This window comes from Rhodopseudomonas sp. BR0C11 (assembly GCF_010820945.1).
Classification (GTDB): domain Bacteria; phylum Pseudomonadota; class Alphaproteobacteria; order Rhizobiales; family Xanthobacteraceae; genus Rhodopseudomonas; species Rhodopseudomonas palustris_H.
In genome coordinates this window covers 1-10675 of the sequence record NZ_QTKI01000147.1, presented here as the reverse complement: position 1 = coordinate 10675, position 10675 = coordinate 1, and the positions used below count along the sequence as shown (strand labels likewise).

The following is a 10675-nucleotide window of genomic DNA, read 5'->3' as shown; positions in this document are numbered from 1 at the left end:
CCGCGGTCTGCCGCGGCCGACGCGAGGTCGCTGCATCGGTCCGAACGCAAAAAGGCCGGCGCGAGGCCGGCCTTCCGCAAGCGCGACTGAAATCAGCCGACGCGAACTCAGTAGCGCGCCACGATCGGGCCGCCCCAGCGATAGTTGATGCGGGCGGTGACGACGTCGACGTCCTGCTTGATGTGGGAGACGTTGGTCACGTTGGCGGCGACCGGCGAGAAGGTGAGGTCGCGGCCGCCCATGAACAGGTGGTCGTATTCGACGGCGAACGACCAGTTCGGGGTAAAGCCGTATTCGAGGCCGGTGCCGACGGTCGCACCCCAGCGGGTCTCGCTGGCGTCGTCGTTGAAAGCGCCGGTCGCGGTGATGAACCGGGTGTACTTGTCGCTGGTGACCGCAGCACCGCCCTTCACGTAGAGCAAAGCGTTGCTCCAAGCGTAGCCGACGCGAGCGGTGAACAGGCCGAACGCGTCGACCTTGGTCTGATTGGTGCTCGCACCGCCCCCGAGCAGGTTGACGTTGGAGCCCTTGAAGTCGGCCCAGTTGCCCTGTGCTTCGACGCCGAACACCCAGGTGCTGATCTGCCAATTGTAGCCGACCTGACCGCCGGCCGTGCCGCCCGAGGCGTCGTGGCAACCCTCGCCGAGCGCCACTGCCGGAGTCGCGGTGGTGCCGAGATAATCCCAGCAATTGCGGCTGGTGCCCCAGCCGCCGTTGGCGCCGACGTAGAAGCCGGACCAGTCGTAAGCCGCGGCAATGATCGGCGGTGCCTTGGTGTAAGGACGAGCCGCGAGATCGGCAGCCATCGCCGGCGCAGCGCCTAGCGCGATCAAACCGATAGTCCCCAACAGAAATTTCTTCATCGCAATCCCCCGGTTCGTCTGTGCTTTCACCGGCTCTCGGTCCGCGGTGTCCCCGCCGCGGAGCGAGAAGCGCGAGCGCCCCTCGAAATTCCACGTGACCACCATACACGCTATGCGAGCAACGCGCCGTCGCGGAAATGCAACAGTCGCGAGCGAAATGTGATTCCTAAAACCATGGATAGTTCGCCTAAGAGAGGTGCGAGTAATTGCGGGTCACCGCTGAGACACGGCCGCCCGGCAGCCACGGCAGGCCGGGTGACATGCGGACGCTCCAGCGCGATTGAAGTTTGCACTCCACTTTGGAACAAAAATAGAACAAGCTGGCCGAGATCGTTCCGGTGGATAAATCCCGTCCGACGGGCGTTTTCGCTGGTGGACGTATGGGCGTAGCGGCGACGACAGCGTAATCGCTTGAGACTGGGACGGCTCGCGCCAGCTTGGGCGCGACCGCAGCGGCGGAGCAGGACGGCGGGCGGTCGCCGGCCGGTTGCGGAGCCGCGCAGTCAGTATGGTTTTGAGAGGAGACGTCGATGGCGGGTAGCGTGAACAAGGTGATCCTGGTCGGGAATCTCGGTGCCGATCCGGAGATCAAGCGGACCCAGGACGGGCGTCCGATTGCCAACCTGCGGATTGCCACTTCCGAGTCCTGGCGCGATCGCGCCACTGGCGAGCGCAAGGAAAAGACCGAGTGGCACCGCGTCGTGATTTTCAACGAAGGGCTGTGTAAAGTCGCCGAGCAGTACCTGAGAAAAGGCGCGAAGGTTTACATCGAAGGCCAGCTGCAAACACGCAAATGGACCGACCAGAGCGGCGCTGAGCGCTACAGCACCGAGGTTGTGCTGCAGAACTTCAACTCGAACCTGACCATGCTCGACGGCCGCAGCGGCGGCGGTGGCGGCGGCTATGGCGACGACAATTCCGGCGGCGATTTCGGCTCCAGCGGCCCGTCGGGTGGTGGCGGCGGACGCCGGCCGATGCCGGTCAGCAGCGGCGGCGGCCGCAGCGACATGGACGACGACATTCCGTTCTAGAGTCCAGGACGAATAGAATGTAAATTATACGAACTTTATCTCGTTTTATGAACGGGGTACGAAGTTGCGCATCGGTTCGTAGCCCGTTCGTCCGAGGCACCAAAAATCCGGGAAACGTCGACAGTAAATTCGATCCCGCTTGCCTAATTAAACCAATGGGTTGCTGCTCAAATTGGCTTCATGGCACGACAACACGCTATGGGGGACTTCGTTGGGTTTTAAGGGCGTACTCGATATGACCGATGTCGTTAGCCCTTCATCAACTCGTTACCGTTGGATGGCGGCCATCAGCCGTCCTGAACAGAACACTGCGAAGCCTTCTCCAGCAACGAATCGTTCCGGTCTAGCCGTGGGCGTGCCCTCAAGGCGGGTCCCGTTGGAACTGAGGCGCTAAATCGCCGCTTCCACGAGATCATTGCTCTCGGCCGACAACGCCATCCTTTGCGGCACATCGCTGAGGGTGAGCCAGTCATGTTTCTCCGAAATGACTACCGTCGCGACTTGCGCAATGGCAGCCTCGGCAAGGTGGCGGAAATCAGAGGAGAAGTCGTCGTTGCGGACTTTGACGGTGTTCGGCATGAACTTTCAGGAGCTGCTCTGGACGATCTGACGTTGGCCTACGCAATTACGGTCCACAAGGCTCAGGGGTCCAGCTTTCGACGGGTAATCTTCCCATTCACGAATAGCCGGCTCCTCGATCGGTCGCTGATCTACACCGCCGTTACCAGGGCGGTCGATCTTACGGTCCTTGTCGGTGACTCGTCGGTGCTGCGGGCTGCTCTGGAGCGAGGTAGCCACGCTGGTAGTCGGGAGACATATCTCTACCAATTGATTGATGCGTCGAGGTGCAAACCGTCGCTAGCGATGAATCGTTGATCTTTCGTTCGGAAGCGACATCGGAATGTTGGGGTGAGGCTAAGAACGAGGGAAGCAATTATACGTCCCATCAAGCGCGATCGGTCATCGGATACATCGGTCCCGCTGATGTTCCAACTAAAGTATCAACTGATTTCTTGCTAATCATATTAGTCAAGAGAATGAAATGACATTAGCTTTGCGTGGATAAGCTGCTTCGAATTTAGTATCGGCGGCAAGGTTCAGGGAAAATTCACTAGCAGGTGGAACTTCTTTGTGAAGCGAGACCGCAAGTGAAACACGGCCAATAGGGTATGCCCACAATTGCTAGAGATTCAGGGGCGCGGCAGTGAATAGAAGTCATATTGAGAAACAAATCACCTTGACGATCGATGATGGCCACCTTGACATATCTATGCATGGTTGGCCTGCTTTGGAAAATCCAGAGGATGTACTGACACTATTTACAAATATGAAGGCTGCGTTTTCTCAAGCGAGAAAATTGCGGATTTCTCATATGCCATCCCACTATCAACAGATTGGCATCCGGCATATTGCTTCCATGTCACCGCAACAGTTGGCTTGCATTAAGCACTTCTTTTGGAGCGATCGACTAGGTTCATTTCAGGACATGGAGAAGGACTGGCAGGGACTTTTCACCTTGGGCGCGGACCGCATGTTGAGAATGCTCAACTGCGATGGACGCGCTCAGTTGTTTGCACGCAATAATTGTTCTGAAAAATTTGTTCCCGAATTCCCCACGGTTGCAGATAAGATTCGAATGGATCTCGATCCCCTTTGGTTTGACCACCTCGATTATGTCAACAAGTGGAAGGATTCGGACAAGTTCGAAGGAGTTATAGCAAGGTGGTCTGTTGACCATTTTGCAGAAGAGGGGCGGTGAGTATTCGTTGCTAGCTGCTGCTACGCAATTGGGAGAGTTAAATGGAAGATTTACGTTCTCTAGAGCGTCAGGTTGCTGATTGTGAGCGCGAGTTGCGACGTTGCGAAGGTGAACTGGACCACGCTAGTCGTGCGTTGATGAGCAATCGAGACTCGGACAGGTCGAGCAGGCTTGATGATGAAGTTCGCCGTTGGAAGTATAACACCGCTGATGCCAAGCAAAAACTGCAAGCGGCAGAACGCGACTTGGAGCGTGCTCGACGATAGGTCGCTGATGTTTTGTTGAACGCTAACAGTCTTGAATGTCATCAAACATGGGATGGACTAAGAGAAAAAGAAGTGCGAACCATGCAACGGAAATGGCGTTTTGCCCAACGGCAACATCTGCCTCAAGTGTGGGAGGAACGGTTTCTATATCTTCTGCTGTGACGCCGCTTCACTAATCTGACAGGATAGCTAGTTTGCCGGCCTAATTGCAGCAGGTTCGTTTTCTCGCGAGATCGCTTAAGAAAATCGGTTCCGTATTTCAAATACGGAGCTGTTCTATTTTCCGCAAAGTACTTGCTGGCCATCAAGGATGCAGAGCGTTTTCAATGTTGCGCATTAGGGACGGGTTGTTGCCCGGCATGTTAGCTGCAGACTCAATCGTCTCGTGCGCCAGTCTTAGATCGGTGAATGGACGCGGTTCAACCGGCAATGCCGATTTCACGTCATGCGCAACAATTACCTTAAGGTGTGTCATGCCTTGCCGAGCGGCATAGAATGCACGAGTATGGCCCTCAATCATTACTAGCCCCCGGGAAGTTGTCTCGACCACCGGTGGGGTTATGACGCTGGTCGAATCACCCGGCAGGCGGTAACGACACGGGGTAAACAATTCAAGATGGGAGACTGCTAGTTCGTCTATCAGGTCTGCAACCTGAAGGAGCTTAAACTCTTTTACTCGTGCTTGGCTCACGCGAAGCGCTTCGGTAAGCGGCAGATCGAGGATTTCGAATCTTGCTCTGTCATAGTGACGGACTCTCGCAAGGGCCTGAAAAAGTTCAGTGGGGGGCATAGGCTCGATCGAGATTTGTCCCGGCCCGGTTTTCAAACGTGTCTGCCCAAAACAGACGAATCAACGTCGTGACATCGGCGTCCGACACGACCAAATCGACATCTCTCGGTAGAAGCGTTCCGTACATGTGGGCCGAGAGAGTGTCCCGCAACCACCCCCCCCCGAAAACGCAATATCGCTTCTCAGCGTCCTCCAGTTTCCTCAAAGTAGTCGAAAGTCGACTGCTGGCTTTTAGGACGACGCCGAATGCTTCGTCAGCAATAGCGACCTGTTCGGAACCAGTGATCATTCTTGGGGGGCGCTGCGTGCCTGCGACCTTGTTCAGATCGATTCTCTCGATGTTTGGTCCCCAAACCAATGCCCGCTCCTTACAATGCCTCTCATTGAGGTTCACGAACGCGAAGACTCGTCGCGCACAAAGCGTAGTTAGTCTTATAGCCTCAATTCGTCTGTAGGTGGAACATGAAAGGCGGACAGGGATGCGTCAGCGGAACCGAGCCAACTGCGCTTTCATCGATGCATCAAGCGTTGTGAGGAAGCGCGACCTGCATTTGACACAGCCGATCAACCTTTCAAACAGTCGTGCAGATGAATCAAGCACTAACACACACGGTTTACGATCTGTCCTGCACTCTTCCGTTCTAAGTCCACCGTTCTCAGCCATTCCGTTCCGGCCGCGCCCGGCGGGGATGGGACACAAGCCGACGGCCGCCGCGCCCCGATCGCGGCGGCCGTCGTCGTTTGTGGGCTGAGAGAGACCGGCTCAGTCTATCAGCAGCGCCCAGCCGAGCTGGAATTGGCTGAGAGCGAACAGCGTGCCGAACAGCCGCTGGTTATAGCGGGCGAGCCAGCGCGGCAGGCAGATATCGAAATTGTCGGCGCGGTCGTCGGTGTAGCGCGCCGCCAGCGTCGTCAGCGGACAGCGCATCCGGTTCAGCACCAGCACCAAAACTTCGCCCCACACGAAGACGCTGAGCCACAGCGCGGCCACGAGCTGTCCGAGCCAGACCGTCACAGGGATCACCAGGATCGAGGACGCAAAGAACGCCCAGATCGCGGTGTGCAGCAGCCGCACGGCGGCGAGGGCGCGGGCATCGCCTCGTCCGCGTGCGACCGGTGGCGTCATGGCGAGGCTTCGTCGTCGGGCAGGCGGCTCGCCAGGATCTTGTCGATCCGGCGGTGATCGAGGTCGAGGATTTCGAACCGCCACCCTTGGAAGTCGAACTTGTCGCCGACGCCCGGCAGCGCGCCGAGATGCGACAGCACGAGACCGGCGACGGTGTGATAATCGCGCGGCGTCGGCACCAAAATGCCGAGCAGATCGCCGAATTCGTCGACCGGCATCCAGCCGGCGATCAGATACGAACCGTCGTCGCGGCGCACCGCCGCCGGCTCCGGCGGACCGTCTTCGGAGCTGAACGCGCCGACGATCGATTCCAGGATATCCGCGGTGCTGACCACGCCCTCGAAGCCGCCGAATTCATCGTACACCAGCCCCATATGCACCGAGGCGTTGCGCAGCATCAGCAGGGCGTCGCGGGCGTCGGCCGAGGCCGGGATCACCGGCGCGTCGCGGACCAGCGTGCGGAAATCCGGCGTGTCGCCGCGCAGATAGATCTCCAGCACATCCTTGGCCTGGATGATGCCGATCGGGTCGTCGCGATCGCCGTCGGTCGCAGGCAGCCGCGAATGCGGGCTCTCGACAAAGGCGGCGCGGATAACTTCCGGTGGATCGGAAACGTCGATCATGTCGACCTCCGGCCGCGGCGTCATTACCGCGCCGACCGGGCGGTCGCCGAGCCGCATCACGCCGGCGATCATCTGCCGTTCGCCCGGCTCGAGCACGCCGGCGGTCTCAGCCTCCAGCACCAGGCTATGGATCTCCTCTTCGGAGATCTTGTCCTCGGGCTCACCGCTCTGGCCGAGCAGCGCCAGCATGGCCTTGCCGGAGACGTCGAGCACCACCACCACCGGCAGCGAAATCTTGGCGAGCAGCGCCATGGCCGGCGCGACCTTCACCGCAACGGCTTCGGGGTCGCGCAGCGCAAGCTGCTTCGGCACCAGCTCGCCGACGATCAGCGTCGCGTAGGTGATCAGCGTCACCACCAGGCCGACGCCGATGATATCGGCGAACGGCACGCCGGTCGCCGCCAGCCAGTCGCTCAGGCGCTGGCCCAGCGTCGCGCCGGAGAACGCCCCGGACGCCACGCCGACCAAGGTGATGCCGATCTGGACGGTCGAGAGAAACCGGCCCGGATCTTCGCTCAGCTTGAGCGCCTGCCGGGCTCCGCGAACGCCGCGCTGCGCCAGGATCGAGAGCCGCGCCGGGCGAGAGGAAACGATCGCCAGTTCGGACATCGACAGCAGACCGTTGACGACGATCAGGACGACAACGATTGCCAATTCCACCGAGAGCATGATGCTCGCGCGACCCCCTGCGTTGTTTTCGTGCAAGCATAGATAGGAAGTCGCGGCCGGAATCGGAACCGGGCGGCGTTATTTCGTCGCTTCGGTCGCCTTGGCCTCGTTCCACAGCGCGTCCATCCCGGCGAGCGTCGCGTCATCGGGCGAGCGGCCCTGGGCCGCCAGCGCCTGCTCGATATAGGCGAAACGGCGCTCGAATTTGGCGTTGGCGCCGCGCAGCGCGATTTCCGGATCAGCATTGGCGTGGCGGGCGAGGTTGACCAGCGCGAACAACAGATCGCCGGTCTCTTCGGTAATGTGCGCCTGATCGCCGCGGTCCAGCGCCGCCTCGATCTCGTCGGTCTCCTCGCGGATCTTCGCCAGCACCGCGCGCGGATCGTTCCAGTCGAAGCCGACCTTGGCGGCCTTGCGCTGCAGATCCATCGCCCGCGACAGCGCCGGCTGGCCGGATTTGACGCCGGCCAACACTGAGCTCGACGGCTGCTCAGTGAGGCCGCGGCGGGCGGCGCGCTCGGCCTTTTCCTCCGCCTTGATCCGGTCCCAGACACCCTCGACATGCGACGGCGTCAAATTGCCCTCGGCATCGGCAAACACGTGCGGATGGCGGCGGATCATCTTGCGGGTGATGGCCTCGACCACGTCGCCGAACGCAAAGGCGCCGCGCTCTTCGGCGATCCGTGCGTGGAACACCACCTGCAACAGCAGATCACCGAGTTCCTCGCGGAGATCGTCGAGATCGTGGCGGGCGATCGCTTCGGCGACCTCGAACGCTTCCTCGATAGTGTAGGGCGCGATCGTCGCGAAATCCTGCTCGAGGTCCCACGGACAGCCGGTCACCGGGGTCCGGAGCGCAGCCATGATCTCGATCAGGCGGGCGATATCGCGGGAAGGGGTCATGGCGCAGGTCCGGGGCAGGAGGAGGTTTTGTCTCCTATGCCGCAACCGGCGCCGCCATCCCAGCGAAAATCGCGCAGGATTTGGCGCGCCCGCCGCGCGGTGCTACAGCCATGCGCATGACCGACCATTCATCTGACAAGACCGCGCTGGTGCTGTTCTCCGGCGGGCAGGACTCCGCGACCTGTTTGGCCTGGGCGCTGGCGCGCTTCGCCCGCGTCGAGACCATCGGCTTCGATTACGGCCAGCGGCATCTGATCGAATTGGAATGCCGCGCGCGCCTGCTCGACGGATTCCGCGCCATCAGCAACGACTGGGCCGCCAAGCTCGGCGACAATCACACCCTGACGATCCCGACGCCGGCGCAAATCGCCGACACCGCGCTGGCCCGCGACGTCGCGATCTCGATGGGCGCCGATGGCCTGCCGAACACGTTCGTGCCCGGCCGCAATCTGATCTTCCTGAATTTCGCGGCAGCGCTGGCGTATCGGCGCGGCATCACCGACATCGTCGGCGGGATGTGCGAGACCGATTACTCCGGCTATCCGGACTGCCGCAACGATACCATCCAGGCGTTGCAGACGGCGCTGTCGCTCGGCATGGCCCGCGACATCACGCTGCACACACCGCTGATGTGGCGCGACAAGGCCGCCACGTGGCAGCTCGCGCAAGAGCTCGGCGGCGATGCGTTGGTCGATCTGATCCGCGAAGACTCTCACACCTGCTATCTCGGCGAGCGTGGGGCGCGTCACGATTGGGGCTATGGCTGCGGCGAATGTCCGGCATGCCGGCTGCGCGCCAAGGGCTGGATTGAGTACGCCTCGGGCATCTGATCCGGACTCTTTCGTATCATCGAGCCGCAACGGTGCGCGTGCTAATGCTGGCGTCTCGACGCTACGGACAGGCTCGCCATGCCGCGCTCGTTCGTTTCGATTCGCCGCCGCCAGATTCTCCAAGCGATCGGCGCGGCGCTGACCATGCCTGCTGGGACGGTGCGGCTCGCAGCCGCGCCCGGTAGTGCCGCGGCGGGTCCCAAGCCTGAGAAGCTGGCGCGGCTCAGCGCCTTCTTCGATCATGAAGTTTCGTCGGGAAAGCTGCCGGGTGCCGTGGTGCTGATCCAGCAGCACGGCAAACCGGTGTATCTGCAGTGCTTCGGCTGGCGTACCGCCGCGCGGCGTCACCGGATGACGCCGGATACGATCTTTGCGCTGCATTCGATGACCAAGCCGATCACCAGTGTCGCGGCGATGATGCTGATCGATGAAGGGCGCCTCGGACTGCAGGATCCGCTGGCGAAGTACATTCCGTCGTTCGCGCACGTGAAGGTCGGGATCGAGACTGTCGAAGACGGCAAGCCGGCGCTGAAGCTGGTCGACCCGGATCGGCCGGTGACGATCGAAGATCTGCTGCGCCACACCTCGGGAATGACTTACGAGTATATCGGCGGCGAACTGATTATGGCGGCGTATCAGCAGGCAAACCTGTTTGCTGGCAGATTCGACAATGCTGAGTTCGCGGATCGGATGGCCCGGCTGCCGCTGGCGCGCCAGCCCGGCACGCTGTGGCGCTACGGCCATTCGACCGACGTGCTCGGCCGCGTCATCGAGATCGTGTCGGGCGAGCCGCTGTACGATTTCCTTAAACACCGGCTGTTCGATCCGCTCGGCATGACCAGCACCAGCTTTGTGCTGCGAACCGAGGCGGAGCAGGAGCGGATGGCCGCGGTATTTCCCACCGATACCGTGCTGGCCGATGCCGAGCGGCAGCGCCGCGCGCATCCGGAATGGCAGTCGGGTGGCGGCGGACTGCTGTCGACGGTCACGGACTACGCGCGGTTCGCCCAGATGCTGCTGGAAGGCGGCGAGCTCGACGGCCGTCGCTATCTGAGCCCTGCGGCGTTCAAGATGATGACCACCGATCAGATCGGTCCCGGCTCCGGCGTCGAAAGCGACTACTTCTATTTTCCCGGCGACGGCTTTGGTTACGGCTACGGTCTGGCCGTGCGTGTCGAGCCGGGTGAGGCCAATCCGCCGGCGCCGGGCTCGATCGGCGAGCTGAAATGGGACAGCGGCAGCGGCACCTATTTCGGCGTCGATCCGTCGCTCGACATGATCTACATCCTGATGCAGCAGACCGAGACAGAACGCGGCCGGGTGCTGCCGATGTTCAAGAAGCTGGTTTACGACGCCTTCGCCGTCAGCGACTGAACCAGCGAGCGGCCGCCCGTATAGGTCGACCACGCCGACAGCGCCATTCGGCCTTTCAGCGTCAGCGCCTTCTCCAGCACCAGCAGCGGCTGCGGTTCGCAGCCGAGCTGCTTCTTGTAGTCGTAGCCTCCGGCGCCGAGATCGAACTGCTCGATGCCGTTGTCGATCAGCCAACGGATGATCTCGCTCGCGAGCACAATGCCGGGCGATCCACGGCTCCATTCTGCGCCGGCGTTCGCGAGCCGCACCGTCGTGCAGCTCTGCCGATGCAGCAGGCTGTAGGCGACCGCGACGACGGAGTCGCCGGACTCCATCACCGACAGCATCGCCTGGCCGCGCGAAAACACCTCGCGATAGAACCGCGCATAGGCCGGCTGGTCGAGTACGTAGCGCTTGCCGAGCGCGGCGATGCGCGCGCGTTGAAACTGATCGAGCTTGCTG

At 61.2% G+C, this 10675-nt stretch carries 12 protein-coding genes; 5 read left to right on the top strand and 7 right to left on the bottom strand.

Features of this window, described 5'->3' with window-relative positions; genetic code table 11:
- Window positions 1-107: 107 nt before the first annotated feature.
- On the bottom strand, window positions 108-863 hold the full coding sequence (locus DYI24_RS13265) for an outer membrane protein (protein WP_164572621.1): 756 nt from the start codon (window positions 861-863) through the stop codon (window positions 108-110).
- A gap of 530 nt (window positions 864-1393) precedes the next feature.
- On the opposite strand from DYI24_RS13265, the gene DYI24_RS13260 reads away from it, so the two are divergent.
- The gene (locus tag DYI24_RS13260) at window positions 1394-1894 is read left to right on the top strand and encodes a single-stranded DNA-binding protein (protein WP_164572620.1); all 501 of its coding nucleotides are present in this window, start codon (window positions 1394-1396) and stop codon (window positions 1892-1894) included.
- A 390-nt stretch (window positions 1895-2284) separates the two neighbouring features.
- On the opposite strand, the gene DYI24_RS28315 is transcribed toward DYI24_RS13260, so the two are convergent.
- Window positions 2285-2473 (bottom strand): hypothetical protein, encoded by a 189-nt coding sequence (locus DYI24_RS28315; RefSeq protein WP_164572619.1) that lies wholly within the window; start codon window positions 2471-2473, stop codon window positions 2285-2287.
- Here DYI24_RS28315 and DYI24_RS28790 point away from each other — a divergent pair.
- Together DYI24_RS28790 and DYI24_RS13245 are read left to right on the top strand one after the other, a co-directional pair.
- The gene (locus DYI24_RS28790) at window positions 2420-2770 is read left to right on the top strand and encodes an ATP-binding domain-containing protein (protein WP_502706340.1); all 351 of its coding nucleotides are present in this window, start codon (window positions 2420-2422) and stop codon (window positions 2768-2770) included. The genes DYI24_RS28315 and DYI24_RS28790 overlap by 54 nt on opposite strands.
- 361 nt (window positions 2771-3131) lie before the next feature.
- On the top strand, window positions 3132-3653 hold the full coding sequence (locus DYI24_RS13245; RefSeq protein WP_164572617.1) for a hypothetical protein: 522 nt from the start codon (window positions 3132-3134) through the stop codon (window positions 3651-3653).
- Between the two features lie 570 nt (window positions 3654-4223).
- Here DYI24_RS13245 and DYI24_RS13235 read toward each other — a convergent pair.
- The 4 genes from DYI24_RS13235 to mazG form a co-directional block, all read right to left on the bottom strand.
- Window positions 4224-4709, bottom strand: a complete 486-nt coding sequence (locus DYI24_RS13235; protein WP_164572615.1) for a hypothetical protein — start codon at window positions 4707-4709, stop codon at window positions 4224-4226.
- 763 nt (window positions 4710-5472) lie between these two features.
- Entirely contained in the window at window positions 5473-5835 is a 363-nt protein-coding gene (locus DYI24_RS13230) for a hypothetical protein (protein WP_164572614.1), read from the bottom strand.
- The gene (locus DYI24_RS13225) at window positions 5832-7127 is read right to left on the bottom strand and encodes a hemolysin family protein (protein ID WP_164572613.1); all 1296 of its coding nucleotides are present in this window, start codon (window positions 7125-7127) and stop codon (window positions 5832-5834) included. The genes DYI24_RS13230 and DYI24_RS13225 overlap by 4 nt, the downstream gene beginning before the upstream one ends.
- Before the next feature lie 78 nt (window positions 7128-7205).
- Window positions 7206-8030, bottom strand: coding sequence for a nucleoside triphosphate pyrophosphohydrolase (gene mazG, locus DYI24_RS13220; RefSeq protein WP_164572612.1), 825 nt, complete (start codon window positions 8028-8030; stop codon window positions 7206-7208).
- 116 nt (window positions 8031-8146) lie between these two features.
- Between mazG and queC the strand changes: the two genes are divergently transcribed.
- Together queC and DYI24_RS13210 are read left to right on the top strand one after the other, a co-directional pair.
- Window positions 8147-8860: a 7-cyano-7-deazaguanine synthase QueC gene (gene queC / locus DYI24_RS13215; protein ID WP_164572623.1), complete on the top strand. Its 714-nt coding sequence runs from the start codon at window positions 8147-8149 to the stop codon at window positions 8858-8860.
- Between the two features lie 78 nt (window positions 8861-8938).
- Window positions 8939-10234: a serine hydrolase domain-containing protein gene (locus DYI24_RS13210; protein ID WP_205523503.1), complete on the top strand. Its 1296-nt coding sequence runs from the start codon at window positions 8939-8941 to the stop codon at window positions 10232-10234.
- Here DYI24_RS13210 and DYI24_RS13205 read toward each other — a convergent pair.
- Window positions 10207-10675: GNAT family N-acetyltransferase (locus DYI24_RS13205; RefSeq protein ID WP_164572611.1), on the bottom strand; the 469-nt coding region annotated here is incomplete at its 5' end. The genes DYI24_RS13210 and DYI24_RS13205 overlap by 28 nt on opposite strands.

Coding starts and splice junctions, on each gene's coding strand:
- DYI24_RS28315 (WP_164572619.1), bottom strand. CDS start 2,473: ATGCCGAACACCGTCAAAGTCCGCAACGACGACTTCTCCTCTGATTTC.
- DYI24_RS13260 (WP_164572620.1), top strand. CDS start 1,394: ATGGCGGGTAGCGTGAACAAGGTGATCCTGGTCGGGAATCTCGGTGCC.
- DYI24_RS13210 (WP_205523503.1), top strand. CDS start 8,939: ATGCCGCGCTCGTTCGTTTCGATTCGCCGCCGCCAGATTCTCCAAGCG.
- queC (WP_164572623.1), top strand. CDS start 8,147: ATGACCGACCATTCATCTGACAAGACCGCGCTGGTGCTGTTCTCCGGC.
- DYI24_RS13225 (WP_164572613.1), bottom strand. CDS start 7,127: ATGCTCTCGGTGGAATTGGCAATCGTTGTCGTCCTGATCGTCGTCAAC.
- DYI24_RS13235 (WP_164572615.1), bottom strand. CDS start 4,709: ATGCCCCCCACTGAACTTTTTCAGGCCCTTGCGAGAGTCCGTCACTAT.
- DYI24_RS13230 (WP_164572614.1), bottom strand. CDS start 5,835: ATGACGCCACCGGTCGCACGCGGACGAGGCGATGCCCGCGCCCTCGCC.
- DYI24_RS13265 (WP_164572621.1), bottom strand. CDS start 863: ATGAAGAAATTTCTGTTGGGGACTATCGGTTTGATCGCGCTAGGCGCT.
- mazG (WP_164572612.1), bottom strand. CDS start 8,030: ATGACCCCTTCCCGCGATATCGCCCGCCTGATCGAGATCATGGCTGCG.